General features: G+C 72.0%; 8 protein-coding genes and 2 pseudogenes. 6 read left to right on the top strand and 4 right to left on the bottom strand.

Annotated elements, in window-relative coordinates:
* Positions 1-98, top strand: a pseudogene (locus ABD466_RS43350) (phosphotyrosine protein phosphatase); the annotation flags it as partial.
* Between the two features lie 21 nt (positions 99-119).
* Positions 120-701 (top strand): annotated as a pseudogene (locus tag ABD466_RS43345) (NAD(P)/FAD-dependent oxidoreductase); the annotation flags it as partial.
* A gap of 41 nt (positions 702-742) precedes the next feature.
* On the opposite strand, the gene ABD466_RS43340 reads toward ABD466_RS43345, so the two are convergent.
* From ABD466_RS43340 to ABD466_RS43325, 4 genes are read right to left on the bottom strand one after another with little or no spacing between them, the layout of a single operon-like run.
* Positions 743-1,237, bottom strand: coding sequence for a cupin domain-containing protein (locus ABD466_RS43340; RefSeq protein WP_344663157.1), 495 nt, complete (start codon positions 1,235-1,237; stop codon positions 743-745).
* A gap of 43 nt (positions 1,238-1,280) precedes the next feature.
* A complete protein-coding gene (locus ABD466_RS43335) occupies positions 1,281-1,652 on the bottom strand; it encodes a DUF4267 domain-containing protein (protein WP_344663156.1) in 372 nt (123 codons plus the stop codon).
* A 7-nt stretch (positions 1,653-1,659) separates the two neighbouring features.
* Entirely contained in the window at positions 1,660-2,124 is a 465-nt protein-coding gene (locus tag ABD466_RS43330; RefSeq protein WP_344663155.1) for a DUF2871 domain-containing protein, read from the bottom strand.
* Positions 2,121-2,579: a DUF6069 family protein gene (locus ABD466_RS43325; RefSeq protein ID WP_344663154.1), complete on the bottom strand. Its 459-nt coding sequence runs from the start codon at positions 2,577-2,579 to the stop codon at positions 2,121-2,123. The genes ABD466_RS43330 and ABD466_RS43325 overlap by 4 nt, the downstream gene beginning before the upstream one ends.
* A gap of 311 nt (positions 2,580-2,890) precedes the next feature.
* Between ABD466_RS43325 and ABD466_RS43320 the strand changes: the two genes are divergently transcribed.
* The 4 genes from ABD466_RS43320 to ABD466_RS43305 form a co-directional block, all read left to right on the top strand.
* Positions 2,891-3,310 (top strand): YciI family protein, encoded by a 420-nt coding sequence (locus ABD466_RS43320; RefSeq protein ID WP_344663153.1) that lies wholly within the window; start codon positions 2,891-2,893, stop codon positions 3,308-3,310.
* Complete coding sequence (locus tag ABD466_RS43315) at positions 3,307-4,641, top strand: RNA polymerase sigma factor (protein ID WP_344663152.1); 1,335 nt, start codon at positions 3,307-3,309, stop codon at positions 4,639-4,641. The genes ABD466_RS43320 and ABD466_RS43315 overlap by 4 nt, the downstream gene beginning before the upstream one ends.
* A 256-nt stretch (positions 4,642-4,897) precedes the next feature.
* A complete protein-coding gene (locus ABD466_RS43310) occupies positions 4,898-5,734 on the top strand; it encodes a PIG-L family deacetylase (RefSeq protein ID WP_344663151.1) in 837 nt (278 codons plus the stop codon).
* A 649-nt stretch (positions 5,735-6,383) separates the two neighbouring features.
* Positions 6,384-18,030: amino acid adenylation domain-containing protein (locus ABD466_RS43305; RefSeq protein ID WP_344663150.1), on the top strand; the 11,647-nt coding region annotated here is incomplete at its 3' end.

Below are 18,030 nucleotides of genomic sequence, written 5' to 3'. Positions count from 1 at the left end.
GACAGGGCGTGGAGGCCGTCCGCCCGATCCGCGACGAGATCGAAGGCCTCATCAAAGGCCTGATCGCCGAGATCGACGCCAAGAACACGACGGCCTGACCCGGGAGCCCGGACACCAGCATCCGCGACGTCATCATCATCGGCTCCGGCCCGGCCGGATACACCGCGGCCCTGTACACCGCGCGGGCGGACCTGCGGCCGCTGGTGTTCGGGTCCTCCATCTTCGTCGGCGGTTCCCTGACCACCACCACCGAGGTCGAGAACTTCCCCGGCTTCCCCAACGGCATCGACGGCCCACAGCTCATGGAGGACACGCGGGCCCAGGCCGAGCGCTTCGGCGCCGAGATCATCGCCGACGACGTGACCTCGGTGAACCTGACCGGCCCCATCAAGGAAGTCGTCGACACCGAAGGCACCGTCCACCGCGCGAAGACCGTCATCGTCGCAACCGGCTCCGGCTACCGCAAGCTCGGCATCCCGCGCGAGGACGAGCTGTCCGGCCGCGGTGTCTCCTGGTGTGCCACATGCGACGGCTTCTTCTTCCGCGACCAGGACATCGCCGTGGTCGGCGGTGGCGACACCGCCATGGAAGAAGCCGCCTTCCTGTCCCGCTTCGCCCGCAGCGTCACCGTCATCCACCGTTGCGGCGAACTGCGCGCCTCCAAGACCATGCAGAACCGCGCCATGAACGACCCGAAGGTCGTCGCCGGGCCGGCCGGCCCGGCGACACGGGGTTCGGCGTCTCAGCGGCGCAGGTCGTCCCAGGCCGTGCTGGCGCGGAAGTAGGTGTCGTAGATCTCCTGGACGTCGAGCAGGCTTTCCGGGGGGACCTTGCCGTAGGCGATGCGTTCGAGGTGGCGGAAGTATTCGAAGCGCTCGACGCCTGGCGTGATGACGATGAGGAGGTCGGCGTTCTCTCCCGGTGCGGCGGCGAACGCGTGTGCCAGGCCCGGAGGGACCACGACGAGGTCTCCGCGCTGCGCGGTGACGACCGTCTCGCCGGACAGCAGGTGGGCGGTGCCGTCGATCACGTAGAACAGCTCCGTGGAGTTCGCGTGGTGGTGCGGCCTGGCCCCGTCGGCGCCGTTCTCGAGGATGACCTGCTGGGTGGACAGGGCGCCCGCGGTGGCGGAGCTGTCCGCGAGCAGGCGGATGGTGGTCGGGGCGCGGCCGATGGTCTCGGCGTCCGCTGCTCGGACGATCGTGGAATCGGTGAAGGGCTGTGGGGACAGGGACACGGCGGTTCCTCAGGTTTGGTGTCTGTGCGGGCCGGCGGGGTGGTCAGGCGGCGAACAGCAGGGCCGCGCTGACCATGACCGTCATCGCGGTCGCGAAGTGGATTCCGAAGGCGACCGTCTTGGTGCCGCCGTACTTCAGGACGATGACGGTGTCGCCGAGCGGGGTGAGTGCGATGGCGAGCATGAACCAGGCTTCGGCGTGGAGCCCGGCGAAGGCCAGGATCGCCAGGCCCACGACTCCGGACACCGCGTCTCGCAGGCCTTTGACGGTCAGATAGGCGCACGCGCCGCCGTCGGTGCGCACCGGGACGCCGAAGGCGGCGGCGGCGGCGATCGGGACCGCGAAGAAGCGGGCCCCGATGAAGATGATGAGCAGGTCGAGGGCTATGGCCAGAGTGGCCGCGGCGATGGTCATGGCGTCCTCAGCGACTCTTGCGCACCGGCTCGACGACCGTGTCGGGCGCGGGATTGGAACATGATCGGGCATCCTGGGGCAGTCGCTTGCCGATCATGACGAACAGCAGCACCAGGCCGGCGGTCAGCAGGATGTGCCCGACACCGGCGATCCCGGCGACGGCGCCGCCGGCGTCGTGCCCGAGAACGGTGAGCGTGCCGTGCAGTGCCATCATGCCGACGGTGACGACCAGACCCGCGTTGTAGACCCAGAAGAACCACGTGAACAGCGGGCTCGATGTCAGCGAGAACAGCTTCTCCAGTGCCAGGACGATGAGGAAGAACATCATCCCGAGGGCGAGCAGGTGCGTGTGCACGACACCGAGCTGCGTCTGTCCGGTGAAGTGCTCGGCCTTCGTGAGCTCCCGGTAGTACAGGCCGCTCACCACACCGGCGATCATGTACACGTGGGCCGTGCCGAGGAGCTTCCTCATTCGCTCGCCACTCCCCCGAGGCGCCGGCGGACCAGCGGGATGATGATGGCGGCCGCGACGACGTGGGCGACGACGAGCGTCGACTTGGTCCCCGCCGAGGTGGCCGCGGCCGTCAGCGGAGCGGCCAGCGACGCTGCGACGAGCACGGCGGCCACCGCGGTGTAGACGCGGGCCGGGCGGGATGACCAGCGGTTGATCGCCGCGGCGAGGCCGGCCCCGGCGACGGTGGCCATCGCCAGGGATATGGCGAACGCCCCGGGGTGCAGCGGAACGACGCTGGAGGCGTCGCCGCCGGGGTCACCCACCGCGAGGTGCACGCCCGCGGCCCGGACGAGCGCGGCGAACAGCTCGGTCGCCGCGGCGGCGAGAATCAGGGCGACCAAGTGGGTTCGCAGCAACGCCACGAGCGGTACGCGCACGCGAGGAGCAGGGTCGGTCGCGGTTGTGTCGGTCATCTCAAGGCTCCATCGATTCGGGGATCGGCACCGGTGTGGGGTGCGTTCGCTCCTAGGCCGAACGGCGGGCGGCCGGATCGACACGCGTCCGTACCTCTCAGGTAACGATCATGCAACGAGCCGCACACCATGATCTACCGGCTGCCCGCGCCGGGCCGGGCGGCGGCGCGCCGACCATGATCCGGTGCGCGCGGCGGCGGGGCGTGTGAAGATCTTTCCGACCGCGTGTCGATCCACCGCCGCCTCGTTCGACCTTGGGGTGAGAAGGCCGGCCGCGGCCGGCGGAACAACGGGAACCGAGGAGACCGGCGATGGCGAAGTACATGTTGATCATGCGGGGCACGGACGAGACGATGGCGAAGATGATGGAGACGCCGTTCGAGCAGATGCTGGAGACGATGGGCCGGTTCAACCAGGAGATGATCCGGGCCGGCGTCCTCGTGGCGTCCGAGGGCCTGGACGACCCCTCGCAGACCGTCGTCGTCGACTTCGCCGGCGAGACGCCGGTCGTCACCGACGGCCCGTACGGGGAGACCAAGGAGCTGTTCGGCGGCTTCTACCTGCTCGATGTCGCCTCCAAGGAGGAGGCCGTGGAGTGGGCCAAGCGCATCCCGGCGATCACCGGCTCCAAGTGCGAGATCCGGCGGGTGCCGTCGATCGATGAGTTCCCGCAGGACAACGAGTGGATCGTCCGCGAGCGGGCCTGGCGCGAGCGCACCGGCCAGCTGTGACCGGTCCGGACGTCGGCGGCCCGCCGGCCGCCGACCGTCCGCCGAGCGCCGACGCGGCGCGGCGGGCGGTCGAGGCCGTCTGGCGCATCGAGTCCTCGCGCATCGTCGGGGCCCTGGCGCGTTACACCGGTGACTTCGAGCTCGCCGAGGACGTCGCGCAGGAGGCGCTGGCCGAGGCGCTGGACTCGTGGGCGCGCGACGGCCTGCCGGCGCAGCCGGTGGGCTGGCTGCTGGCGACCGCCCGGCGCCGGGCCATCGACGCGTTCCGCCGGCGCTCAGCCCTTCACGAGCGCCACGCGCTGCTCGCGGCCCCGCTCGCCGAGGGCGAGTTCAGCTCGGGCGCCGGGGCCGCCCCCGGCGGCCCGGGCCGGGCCGGCGACGCGCCGTGGGACCCGGACCGGATCGACGACGACGTCCTGGCCCTGATGTTCATCTCCTGCCACCCGGTGTTGTCGCCGGACGCGCGTGTGGCCCTGACGCTGCGGGTCGTCGGCGGCCTGTCCAGCGAGGAGATCGCGCGGGCGTTCATCGTGCCGACCCCAACCGTCCAGGCCCGGATCACCCGCGCGAAGAAGACGATCGCCGCGGCCGGCGTCCCGTTCGAACTGCCCCCGGCCGACGAGCGCCACGCCCGGCTCGGCGGCGTCCTGAGCGTCCTGTACGTGATCTTCACGGAGGGCTCGACCGCGACCGCCGGCGACCGCCTGCTGCGCCCGGACCTGGCCTACGAGGCGATCCGCCTGAACCGGATGCTCGCCGCGCTCCAGCCCGACGAGCCGGAGGTGCACGGCCTGCTGGCCCTGTGCGAGCTCACAGCCGCGCGCTTCCCGGCGCGCACCGGCCCGGACGGCGAGGCCGTGCTGCTGGAGGACCAGGACCGGCGGCTGTGGGACCGGTCGGCGATCCGCCGCGGCCGGGCAGCCCTGGCCCGGGCCGCGACCCTCGGCCGGGGCCTGGGCCCGTACGGCCTCCAAGCCTCGATCGCCGCATGCCACGCCTCGGCGCCGTCGGTGGCCGAGACCGACTGGGAGCGGATCGTTCTGCTGTACGAGGCGCTCGGCCGCATCGCGCCGTCACCGGTCGTCGAGCTCAACCGGGCCGTCGCCCTGGCGATGGCCGGAAGCCCGCAGCGAGCGCTGGACCTGGTGGACGAGCTGGTCGTCTCCGACCGCCTGGCGGGCTCGCACCTGCTGCCCAGCGTGCGCGGCGAACTGCTGGCGCGCCTGGGCCGGACGGCCGAGGCGAGGACCGAACTGGAACTCGCCGCCCGCCTGTGCCGCAACGAACGCGAACGGGAAGTGCTCCACCGCAAGGCCGCCGACCTGGGATGACACCACGCGGCAACAGGGCGAGCGGACGTACCGGACCGTCCACCAGTGCTGTGAACCGTTCCGGGGTTGTTCCTGAGCCGGGAACAACCCCGGAACGGTTCATCGGGCATCTCGGATGCCGATGTGCGTGAACCCGGCGGGTTCCATCCCCTGCGGAATTCCAGAGGTCCTCGTGTCTGCTGTACGTCCCGTCACCCTCATATCGGGTGTGGCTCCCAGCAGGCACCCTCGAACCTTTACGCGGAGGACTGTTTATATGAACGCCAGACCCTTGACGCTGATGGCGATTCACGCCCATCCCGACGACGAGGCCACCGGAACCGGGGGTGTCCTCGCGCGCTATGCGGCGGAGGGCATTCGCACTGTCCTCGTCACCTGTACTGATGGGCGGTGCGGGGACGGCCCGGGCGGCGTCAAGCCGGGCGAGCCCGGTCACGATCCCGTGGCCGTCGCTGCGATGCGACGTCAAGAACTCGAAGCAAGCTGCGAAATCTTGAAGATCAGCCATCTGGAGATGTTGGACTACGCCGACTCCGGGATGATGGGCTGGCCGACCAACGACGCTCCCGAATCTTTCTGGCGGACCTCCCTGGAGGAGAGCGCGCCCCGCCTCGCCGAACTCATGCGGCACTACCAGCCAGACGTGGTCGTGACCTATGACGAGAACGGCTTTTACGGCCACCCCGACCACATCCAGGCGAACCGCATCACAATGGCGGCGCTCGAAATGATCGAGATGCGGCCGAAGGTGTACTGGACGACGGTGCCCCGCTCCGGGATGCAGCGCTTTGGAGAAATCATGCGCGAGTTCGCCTCGGACTGGGAGGAACCGGACCCGGCTGACGACGGCGTCGACCTGGCCCAGCTCGGCCTTCCCGACGACGAGATCACCACCTGGGTGGACACGTCCCAGTTCGGCGGCCAGAAGTTCGATTCCCTGGCCGCGCACGCCAGCCAGGGCGAGAACATCTTCTTCCTGAAAATGGGCGTGGAACGGTTCACCGAACTGATGGGCATGGAAACCTTCGTCCGCGTCCAGGACACCACAGGTGCGTCCCTGCCTGAGAACGATCTCTTCGCCGGACTACGCTGATCTCCGGAAAACATCGGGTCGAGCTCAGGATCCCTGAGCTCGACCCGATCCGCATAAGACGGTGAGTGCCGCAGGCTGCCACGTCCGCTTTCCTCGCCATTTCGGAAAAGCCCGCCTGGACACGACCGCTACCTGATCGAGGTCAGAACCTCGTGTGCCGTTTCCCGAATCGTGTTCCACCCAGGGTCGCCGGCGAGTGCGTCGAGCGACCATCGATCAGCATTCCGCCGACCACTCATAGCGCTGAAGACCTCGTCGATAACCGTCGCGCGTCCGACCGAGCCGAGGCTGCGTCGCCGCCGTTCGTACGGGAGCGGTTCCGTCGCGGACGGCGCCGGGGCGCAGGCGCGTCGAAGGCTGTGGCGGCGCCCATGGCTGCGGCAGGTATCGCAGGGGCTTGAGTCACGAGGTGAGCGGCTTCGGGGCTTGGGGCGGGATCGATGGCGGCGTGGGGGGAACTCACGGTTGACGGGGATTCGCTTCGCTGTGCATGCTGACCTTCTCAGTAAGCTGTTGTGAACGCGACGGTTCATTACCATTCACGCTGGCTGGGCTGTCTGGGCGGGCGGTGCCCGGTTGTCCGTTGCCCACCTCACCCACGGCGCCAAACCTGTCCTTGTCGGTCCCTCACCATGCCGAGGCGGATTCCGTGAACGACGCCCCCCTGCCTTCTTCGATGTCCGGAGATCGTGAACGGCTGCTGCTGCTGGCTCGTGCGGCGGGTCTGGCCGCGGCGGGTCCGGCGGTGAGCCGGGTGGGGCCACGGCCGGTGGGGGCGGCGACGCCGGTGCCGATGTCGTCCGCGCAGCAGCGGATGTGGCTGGTGGCGCAGCTTCCGGGAGGTAGTGCGGCGCACCATGTGGTCGCGGGGTGGCAGCTGACCGGCGAGCTGGACGCCGCGGTGCTGCGGCGCGCGCTGGAGGGCCTTGTCGCGCGGCACGAGGCGCTGCGGACGACCTTTCGGGAGACCGGTGGGGAGCTCTGGCAGGACATCGCTCCGGCCGGGGCGTCTCCGTTCGACCTCGACGAGCACGACCTTCGCGACCGTCCCGACCCCCGGGACCGCGACGCCGCCCTGGCCGAGCTGCTGGAACGCGCCCGGAAGCGGCCGTTCGACCTCTCCCGCGGGCCCCTGATCCGCGGGACGCTCGTGTGGCAGACGCCTGATTCGGCGGTCCTGCTGCTGGTGCTGCACCACATCGTCACCGACGGCTGGTCCACCGAGCTGCTGTTCCGTGAACTCGCCGCACTCTACGCGGCCTTCGCCGGCGGGCGACCCGATCCGCTCGCGCCGCCCGTGGTGCAGTACCCTGACTTCGCCCTCTGGCAGCGCGACCGGCTCGCCGACGGCACGTTGGACCCGCAACGCGACCACTGGCGTGCCGCTTTGGCGGACGCGCCGCATCTGAGCGGGCTGCCCGTCGACCGCGCGAGGCCGCTCCACCAGGACTTCGCCGGTGCGCGCAGCACATTCGTCCTCGACGCGGAGCTGACCCACGGCCTACGGCAGTCGGCCCAGCGCCACGGCACGACGATGTTCCAGGTCCTGCTGGCCGGCTGGGCCGCTGTGCTGATCCGCTGGTCCGGAGAGCCGGGTGTGGTGGTCGGCACACCCTTCGCCGGGCGCGACCGGGAGGAACTCGCCGGCACCTTCGGGCTCTTCGTCAACACTCTGCCCATCCATCTGGACGCGTCCGACCGTCCGACCGTGGCCGAGTGGCTGGCCCGGACCCGCGCGCGGGCGCTGGCCGCGCAGGCGAACGCGGACCTGCCGTTCGAGCAGGTGGTGGACCTCGTCAGCGCCGAGCGCAGCGCGTCCCACAGCCCGCTCGTGCAGAACCTCTTCACCTGGCAGGACTTCCGCGAGCAGCCGCTGGACCTGCCCGGCGTCCACGGCGTCCCGCTGGCCCAGGGCCCGGCCACCACCGCGCAGGTCGACCTGCTGCTGACCGCCGGCGAGCACGGCGACCGCATCGAGGGCGCGGTCGAATACGCCACCGCGCTCTTCGACGCCGACACCGTCCGGCGCTGCCTGGACTCCTGGCGCCACCTGCTCACCGCGATGGCCTCCGGCGACGACCTGCCGGTGGACGAGCTCCCGCTGCTGGACGCCGCCGAGCGGGCACGCCTGCTCGCACTCGGCACCGGCGCCCCCGCGCCGCGGCCCCACCGACCCACGCTGCACGGCCTCTTCGAGGCCCAGGTCGCGCGGACGCCGGACGCGACGGCGATCGTCTCGTCCGCCGGCAGCCTCACGTACCGCGCTCTCAACGCCCGTGCCAACCGCCTCGCGCAGCAGCTGCGGGCGCTCGGCGTCCGCCCCGACGACCGCGTCGCGATCCAGACGCCGCACACGCCGGAAGCCCTCGCCGGACTGCTCGCCATCCTGAAGGCCGGGGCCGGATACGTACCGCTGGACCCGGACTGGCCGGCCGCCCGGCAGCGCGACCTGCTCGCGGACTGCGCGCCCGCCGCACTGCTCATATCAGGGGACGAGCCGCCGGAGACCACCGTCCCGATCGTCGACTTGCGCGACGAGCAGCCGCACTCCGAGGACGACCCCGAGGCCGGCCCCGATGACGACCCCGAGGCCGGCCCCGATGACGACCCCGATGACGACCCCGAACCCGCGGCAGGCCCCGAGCATCTCGCGTACGTGATCTACACCTCCGGGTCGACCGGCCGGCCCAAGGGGGTGATGGTCGAGCACCGGCATGTGGTCGCCTCGATCACGGCGCGGGCCGAGGCTTACCCGGTGCCGCAGCGGTTCCTCCTGCTGTCTCCGATCGCGTCCGACAGCTCCGTCGCCGGCGTCTTCGGGACCCTGACCCGCGGCGGCGCGCTCGTCCTCGTCGACGATCTGGACCGGCCGGCGGCCGACCTCGTGCGCCACCGCGTGGACACGCTGCTGTGCGTCCCGTCGCTGTACGGCACCATCCTCGCCGACCTGGACGGACCGCCGCCCGGACTGGTCACCGCGATCGTCGCCGGCGAGGTGTGCCCGCCCGAGCTGGTCGCCGAGTCCCGCAGGGCGCTGCCCGGTGTCGCGCTGTACAACGAGTACGGCCCGACCGAGGCGACCGTATGGGCGACCCACCACCGCTGCGGGCCGGGCAACCCCGGGCGCACGGTTCCGATCGGACGCCCGATCGCCGGAGCCCGCGTCCACGTCCTCGACGTGCTGGGCCGGCCGGTCCCGGCCGGGGTGCCGGGCGAACTGCACATCGGCGGCGCGGGAGTCGCCCGCGGTTACCTCGGCCGACCCGGCCTGACCACCGAGCGGTTCGTGCCGGATCCGTTCGCGCCCGGCGAGCGCATGTACCGCACCGGCGACACGGCGCGCTGGCGGTCCGACGGCGTCCTCGAGTATCTCGGCCGCGGCGACGACCAGGTCACGCTGCACGGCCGTCGCATCGAACCCGGTGAGATCGTGCACCACCTGACGCAGCACCCCGCCATCGCGGAAGCCGCCGTCGCCGTCCACGACGACCGGCTCGTCGGGTACTACACCGCCGAACGTCCGCTGGACAGCGCCGCGTTGCGCCTGGCGCTCGCCAAGCGGCTGCCCGGCCGCCTCCTGCCCGCCGCGCTGGTCCACCTCGACGCCCTGCCGCGCACCCCGAGCGGCGAACTCGACCGCCGCGCGCTGCCCGTCCCCGACGACACCGGGCACGTGCGCCGCGCCGACGAGGAGCCGCAGGGCGAGATCGAGCGGACGGTCGCGGCCCTGTGGTCCGAACTGCTGAAGGTGGAGCGGGTCGGCCGTCACGACGACTTCTTCGACCTCGGCGGACATTCGCTGCTCGGTGTGCTGATGATCGCCCGGCTGCGCGACGAACTGGGCGTGGAGCTGGAGCTGAGCACGCTGTTCGCGGCGCCGACGCCCGCCGGGTGCGCCGCCGCCATCGCCCGGGCCCGGCCCGTGCACCGCCGGGCGATCACCGCTCGACCGCACGCGGGGCGCGCGCCGCTGTCCTTCCCGCAGCTGCGGCTGTGGTTCCTCGCCCAGCTCGACGGCGCGAGCAGCGCCTACCACCTGCCGCTCGCGCTGCGGTTGTCCGGACCGCTGGACCGTGCCGCTCTGCAGACCGCGCTGGACCGCGTCCTCGCCCGGCACGAGTCGCTGCGCACCCGCTTCGTCCTCGATGCGCGAGGGGACGGCGAACCCGAGCAGCACATCGACGACCCGGCCCCCTTCCCGCTCGTGCACCACGACCTGACCGGCCGGGCCCACGCCGACGCCGTCGCCGAGCACCGGCGGCTCGTCACGGCCGAGGCCGGGGCGCCGTTCGACCTCGCGCGCGGTCCGCTCGTCCGCGGCCGCCTGATCGCGCTCGGCGCGCAGGAGCACACCCTGCTGCTGACGCTGCATCACATCGTCTGCGACGGCTGGTCGGTGGGCATCCTGCTGCGCGAGCTCGGCAGCCTGTACGCGGCGGCCCGCGGCGGAGGCGCCGACACCGTCCCCGAACCGGCCGTGCAGTACCCGGACTTCGCGCTGTGGCAGCGCGAGCAGCTCACCCCGGAGCACACCGCGGCGCAGGCCGAGTACTGGCAGCGCACGCTGGCCGGCGCGCCCGCGGTGTGCGACCTGCCCACCGACCGGCCCCGCCCGGCCCGGCAGGACTTCGCCGGGGGCATGGTGCCGTGCCACCTCGACGCCGGACTGACCGACCGGCTCAAGGCGCTGGGCCGGCGTAACGGCACCACCCTGTTCACCCTCCTGCTCGCCGGCTGGGCGGCACTGATCTGCCGGTTGTCCGGGCAGCAGGAGGTCGTGATCGGCACCGCGTCCGCGGGCCGCGGGCAGGCCGGCACCGCGAGCGCCATCGGGGTGTTCACCAACATGCTGCCGTTGCGCCTCGACACCGGCGGCGCGCCGAGCGTGTCCGAATGGCTGGAGCGTGTCACGACCCGCATGCTCGACGCGCACGCCAACGAGGACCTGCCGTTCGAGCGGATCGTCGAACTCGTCCGGCCCGACCGCAGCCTGGCGCACAACGCGGTGTTCCAGGTCGCCATCACCTGGCAGGAGGGTCGCGATGAGCGCCTCGACCTGCCGGGCATACGCTCCGAACGGCTCTCCGGCCAGGAGCACCGCACCGCCACCTTCGACCTGACCCTCGCGCTGCACGAGTCCGACGGCGTCGTGACCGGTGGCATCGAGTACGCCTCCGCGCTCTTCGACCCGGCGACGGTACGGCGCTACGCCGAGCACTGGCTGGTGCTGCTCGCCGCGATGGCCGAAGACGACACGGCGGCGCTCGACGACCTGCCGCTGCTCCGGCCCGAAGACCTCGACCGCCTGCGGGAGTGGAACGACACTGCCGCCGACGACGCCGACGCCGACGACCAGGACGCGCGCCCGCTGCACGAACTGGTCGCCGAGCAGGCCGCGCGCACGCCGGACGCGGTCGCCGTGGCCCACGGCACGCGGCACACCAGCTACCGTGACCTCACCGACCGCGCCGCCGGCATCGCGACCGCGCTCGCGGCGCATCGCGTGCACGCCGGCGACCGGGTCGCGATCGTCCTGGAGCGCTCGGCCGACCTGATCGCCGCGGAACTCGCCGTGCTGACTCTCGGTGCGGCCTACGTCCCGATCGATCCGGCGTTCCCGCAGCAGCGGCAGGCGTTCCTCATCGAGGACTGCGGCGCGAGCGCGGTCCTCGCCCGCCCGGGCGCCGCCGTGCCGACGGTCGCCGGAGTGCCGAGGGTGGATCTGGCCGACGAGAGCGAGGCCGAGAGCAGGGCCGGGAGCGAGGCCGACGAGCCGCGCGGCGACCGGCCGGGCTCGGGCATCCGGGCCGTAGTCGGCGACACCGCCGCCGCCTACGTGATGTACACCTCCGGGTCCAGCGGGCGGCCGAAGGGCGTGGTGGCCACCCACCGCGGCGTGCGGCGGCTCCTGCGCGCCAACCGGTACGCGGACTTCCAGGCCGGCGACCGCATCGCCTTCGCCGCGAACCCCGCGTTCGACGCCAGCACCATGGAGGTCTGGGCCGCCCTGGCCAACGGCGCGTGCGCGGTCGTGGTCGACCAGGCGGACCTGCTCGACCCGGTGAGGTTCGGACGGGTGCTGCGGGAGCAGCGGATCACCACGCTCTTCCTGACCACCAGTCTCTTCCACCGTTATGCCGAGCCGGTCGGCGAGGCACTGGCGGGCCTGCGGCACCTGCTCGTCGGCGGCGACGTCATGGACCCGCGGATCCTGCGCCGGTTCCTCGCCGACCACCGGCCCGAGCACTTCGTCCACGTCTACGGCCCCACCGAGACGACCACCTTCGCCCTCGCCCACGAGCTCACCCACCTGCCCGACGACGCCGTACGCGTGCCCATCGGACGGCCCGTCGCGGGCACCACCGTGCACATCCTCGACCGCTGGATGCGGCCGCAGCCGCTCGGCGTGACCGGTGAGCTGTACATCGGCGGCCAAGGCGTCGCGCGGGGGTACGTCAACCGCCCGGAGCTGACCGCCGAGCGGTTCGTCGAGGACCCGTTCGCCGCGGACGGCTCGTCCATGTACCGCACAGGCGACCTGGGACGCCGGCTGCCCGACGGCACCGTCGAGTTCCTCGGGCGCGACGACCTCCAAGTGAAGATCCGGGGATTCCGGATCGAGCCCGGTGAGATCGAGACGGCGCTCGCCGAGCACCCCGCGATCGCCGAAGGCGTCGTCGCCACCCGCAGCGCGCCGGAAACCGCCTCCGACGACAAGCGTCTCGTCGCCTACTACGTGGTGGCGAGCGACGTCGCCGCGCCGACCACCGCAGCCCTGCGCGCCCATCTCGCCGCCCGGCTCCCCGAGTACATGGTGCCCACCGCCTACGTGCGCCTCGACGCGTTGCCGCTCAATTCCAACGGCAAGGTCGACCGCCCCGCCCTGCCGGAACCCGGCACCGAGTCGTACTTCCGCGAGCGGTACGAAGCCCCCTTGGACGGGCTCGAGTCGACGCTGGCCGCGATCTGGTCCGAGCTGCTGCATGTCCAGGACATCGGCAGGCACGACGACTTCTTCCACCTCGGCGGCCACTCGCTGCTGGCCGTGCAGCTGTTCACCCGGCTGCGGGCGGACCTCGGCATCGAGGTGGCTCTCGAAACCCTGTTCGCCACACCCACCCTGGCCGGTTTCGCCCGCGCGGTCGACGCGGCCCGGCCGAGCGAGCAGCCGCCGATCGTGCACGTACCGCACACCGGCGTGCTGCCGCAGTCGTCCGCCCAGCAGCAGCTGTGGTTCCTGTCCACCCTCGGCCGGCGCAGCCCGTACCACATACCCGGCGGATTCCGGCTCACCGGACCGCTCGATTCCGGTGCCCTGCGCCGCGCCCTGGAGCGGGTCGTCGAGCGCCACGAGGTGCTGCGCACGACCTTCGCCGACGCGGACGGCCAGGCCGTGCAGCGGATCGCCGCGCACGGCCGCCCGGGCTGGACGGACCACGACCTGCGGGGCCGCGCCGACGCGGCGCGCGAGCACGAACGGCTGGTCGTCGAGGAGGCCCGCGCGCCGTTCGATCTGGAACGCGGCCCCCTGATCCGCGCGCGCCTGATCCGGCTGGGCGACCACGAGCACACGCTGCTGCTGACGTTGCATCACATCGTCGCCGACGGCTGGTCGATGAGCCTGCTGCTGCGCGAGCTGAGCGCGCATTACACCGCCGAGTCCACCGGAGCGGCCGACCCGCTCGCGCCGCTCGCCGTGCAGTACGGCGACTACGCGCTCTGGCAGCGCGACCGGCTGGCCGAACCCGGAGCCGCCGGTCTCGCGGACTACTGGGTGCGCACCCTGTCCGGTGCGCCCGAGCTGTGCACGCTGCCCGCCGACCGCCCCCGGCCGGCCGAGCAGGACTTCCTCGGCGGCTTCGTCGAATGCGCCCTGGACGCCGAACTCGTCGCCCGGCTGAGGGACGTGGGCAGGCGCCACGGACTGACGCTCTTCATGGTGCTGCTCGCCGGATGGTCCGCGACCGTCGCGCGGCTCGCCGGCCAGAGCGACGTCGTGATCGGTACACCCACCGCCAACCGGGGCCGGCCCGAGGTCCAGGACCTGATCGGGCTGTTCGTCACCATGCTGCCGATCCGCCTCGACACCTCCGGCGATCCCACGGTCGCCGAATGGCTGGACCGGGTCAGGACCCGGACCCTGGACGCGCAGGCTCATCAGGACCTGCCGTTCGAGCGGATCGTCGAACTCCTGGCGCCCGCCCGCGACCTGGCGCACAACCCGGTCGCCCAGGTGATGTTCGTCTGGAATCCCGCGAGTCCGGAGGGGGCCGTCCTTCCGCGGCTCGACGGCATCCGGGCGCGGCACCTGCCCCACCCGCCGCACACCACCTCGCAGTTCGACCTGTCGCTCAAGCTGTCCGAGGACGGCGACCGCATCACCGGCGGCGCGGAGTACGCCTCCGCGCTCTTCGACCCTGACACGGTCCGCCGCTACCTCGCGCACTGGCGGACCCTGCTGGCCGCCCTCGTCGAGGACGACGAGCGGCCGCTCGCCGATCTCCCGCTGCTCACCCCTGCGCAGAGCGCCCAAGTGGTCGAGGGCTTCAACGCCACCGAGACCGTGTGGCCCGACGACGCCTGCGTACACGAGCTGTTCCAGGCGCAGGCACGGCGCACCCCGCATGCCGCCGCCGTCTCGCAGGGCGCCGAACGGCTCACCTACGCCGAACTCGACCGCCGGTCCAGCCGGATCGCCCATCACCTGATGCAGACCGGCGTCGGCGTGGACGACCGCGTGGCGATCTGCGCCGGGCGGACCGTCACGACCCTGGCCGCCGTCCTCGGCGTGCTCAAAGCCGGAGCCGCGTACGTACCACTCGATCCCGGCCACCCCGCCGAGCGACTGCGGCTGCTGATCGCCGGCAGTGCCCCTCGCGCTGTGCTGGCTGACGCGACCGGCCGCGAAGCGCTTGCCGGCCTGGGTGTCGCCACCCTGGACCCGGCCGTTCTCGGCGCCGACGCCGACCTGCCCGACGACGGTCCGACGCGGGCGCGGACGGAACTCACGCCAGATCACCCGGCGTACGTCATCCACACGTCCGGATCGACCGGCCGGCCCAAGGGCGTCGTGGTCGAACACCGCGGGCTCACGAACTATGTGCGATGGGCGGCGGAGACCTATCGCCCGTCCGGAGGGTCCGTCGTCTCCTCGTCGCTGTCCTTCGACGCGACCGTCACCTCGCTGTTCACGCCGCTGCTGGGCGGCGGGGAGGTCGTCTTGCTCGCCGACGGCGACGAGATCGACGGGCTGCGCGCCGCGCTGCGCGAGCCGGCCGCCCGCCGCTTGGTGAAGATCACCCCGGCGCACCTGGACGCCCTCGGCCGGCAGCTCCTCGCCGACGGAGGCCAGGTGTCGGCGTCCGTCCTGGTCATCGGCGGCGAGGCACTGCCCCCCGCGACCGTCCGGATGTGGCAGAACCTCGCGCCCGGTGTCCGGCTCGTCAACGAGTACGGCCCGACCGAGACGGTGGTCGGCTGCACGGCGTACGAGATCCCCGCCGACCACGACCCGCGGCGTCCCGTCCCGATCGGCCGGCCGATCGCCAACGCCCGCGTCCACGTTCTCGACGAGCGCGGCCGACCGGTGCCGATCGGCGTGACCGGTGAGATCTGCATCGGCGGCGCCGGAGTGGCCCGCGGCTATCTCGGCCAGCCCAAGCAGACCGCGGAGCGTTTCACGGCCGACCCCTTCGCCGGAAGCGAGGACGCCCGGCTCTACCGCAGCGGCGATCTCGGCCGGTGGCGGCCCGACGGAATCCTCGAATACCTGGGGCGCGCGGACCGGCAGATCAAGCTGCGCGGCTTCCGGATCGAACCGGGTGAGATCGAGACGGCGCTGCTGGCGTGCCCCGGCGTCCGCGAGTCCGCCGTGGTGGCGCACACGAGCGCGTCCGGGGAGCGCGCTCTGGTCGCGTACTGCGTGGCCGGCCCCGGGCTCAGCGAAGAGGTGGCGCCGCGTGACGAGGCCGCCCGCACCGACGCCGTACGGGCCGCGCTGGCCGAGCGGCTGCCGGAGTACCTGGTGCCGGCGGCCTACGTCTGGCTGGACGCGCTGCCCGTCACCGCCAACGGCAAGGTCGACCATGCCGCGCTGCCCGACCCCGGCGGGCAGCGCTACGGCCACGCCGGCTACGAGCCTCCGGAAGGCGACATCGAGGTCCAGCTCGCCGAGATCTGGGCGGAGCTGCTCGGCCGGGAGCGCATCGGCCGCCGCGACAACTTCTTCGAACTCGGCGGCCACTCGCTGCTCGCCCTCACCCTGCGCGAACGGATGCGGGCCTGTGGATACGTGGCCGATGTCAGCGGTCTGTTCAACGCGCCCACCCTCGCCGACCTCGCCGCGTCCGTCGTCCGCGTGGCGCCCGACGAGCCGGCGCGGCCGGCGTCCGGCACGCTCCCCGAGGACGCCGACCGCATCACGCCCGCCATGCTGCCGCTGGTCGCGCTGGAGCAGTCCGAGATCGACCTGATCGTCGCCTCGGTGCCGGGAGGCGCGGCCAATCTCCAGGACGTGTACCCGCTCGCGCCCATGCAGGAAGGCGTGCTGTTCCACCACCTGCTGACCGAGCACGGCGACCCCTACCTGCTGAGCATCGGTCAGAGCTTCGACAGCCGGGATCGGCTGCGGGACTACCTGACCGCGCTCCAGGCCGTGGTGGACCGGCACGACATCCTGCGGACGGCGGTGCTCTGGGAGGGGCTGTCCCAGCCGGTCCAGGTCGTGTGGCGGCGGGCGCCGTTGCCGGTCGTCGAGGTGACGCCGGACGCCGACGGCGGCGACGCGCTGTCCTGGTTGCGGGCCCGGTTCGACCCGCGCGAGCTGCGGCTGGACGTCCGGCACGCACCGATGCTGCGCATCTACACCGCGTACGACGCGGCGCGGGACCGCTGGGTGCTGCTGATGCTCAGCCACCACCTGATGGACGACAACACCACCTTCAAGGCGGTGTTCGCGGAGATCCAGGCGATCCTGCGCGGCGAGGCCGACCACCTCCCGCAGCCGCTGCCGTTCCGGGACTTCGTCGCCGAGGCGCGGGCCGCGGCCGACGCCGAGGGGGACGCGCGGTTCTTCACCGCGATGCTCGGCGACATCACCGAACCGACCGCGCCCTTGGGACTCACGGACATCGGCGGCGACGGGTCGGGGGTCGCGGAGTGCGGATGGGTCCTCGATCCCGGTCTTGTGGCCCGGTTGCGGGTGCAGGCGGGGGCGTCGGGGGTGAGCGCGGCGAGTGTGTGCCATCTGGCGTGGGGGTTGGTGCTGGCGCGGTTGACGGGCCGGCGGGATGTGGTGTTCGGAACGGTGTTGTTCGGCCGGATGGCGGTGTCGAGTTCGGTGGGGCGGGCGCTGGGTCCGTTTATCAACACACTGCCGGTGCGGTTGGGAGTGGATGGCCGGGGCGTTGGTGAGGCGGTCCGTCAGACGCATGGGATGTTGGCGGAGTTGCTGCGGCATGAGCATGCTTCGCTGGCGCTCGCCCAGCGGTGCAGCGGGGTTCCGGCACCGGCACCGCTGTTCACCTCACTGCTCAACTACCGGTACAGCGATACCGCCGACGCACGCCCATGGGACGGCATCACCTGGGAGTTCGCGCAGGAGCGCACCAATTACCCACTGATGCTGGCGATGGACGATCTCGCAGACGGCCTTCACCTGTCCGTTCAGGCGGCGGGCGGAGTGGATCCGGCGCGGGTGGGGCGGTTGGTGGAGTGTGCGTTGGGTGCGGTGGTGGCGGCGTTGGAGGACGCGCCGGATGCTCCGCTGGGTCTGCTGGATGTGCTGCCGACGGCGGAGCGGGAGCTGGTGGTGTCGGGCTGGAACGACACCAGGGTCGATGTCGATCTGGCGGTGACGGTTCCGGAGTTGATCCTGGCTCAGGTGGCGTCGACGCCGGATGCGGTGGCAGTGGTCTGCGGATCCGAGGTGCTGACGTACCGGGAGTTGAGTGTCCGCGCAGGTCGAGTAGCGCGGTGGCTGCGCGGGCAGGGGGTGGGCCCGGGCGCTTTGGTCGCGGTGAGTATGCCGCGAGCGGTGGGCATGGTCGCCTGTGTGTTCGGGGTGTTGTTGGCGGGGGGTGCGTATGTGCCGCTGGACCCGGACCTGCCGGAGCGGCGGCGGGCGGAGCTGTTGGCGGACTGTTCGCCCACTGTGGTGCTCAGCGAGGAACCGAAACTCGAACCCGATGATGCCGATGATGCCGATGATGCCGATGAAGTCGTGGATGGCGTGGGGGCACGTCCGGATGATTTGGCGTATGTGATTTATACGTCGGGTTCTACGGGGCGGCCGAAGG

Origin of the sequence: Catenulispora subtropica (genome assembly GCF_039531675.1) — a bacterium.
Lineage (GTDB): Bacteria > Actinomycetota > Actinomycetes > Streptomycetales > Catenulisporaceae > Catenulispora > Catenulispora subtropica.
The sequence above is the reverse complement of the archived record's forward strand: the minus strand, read 5'-3'. Positions and strand labels throughout refer to the sequence as shown.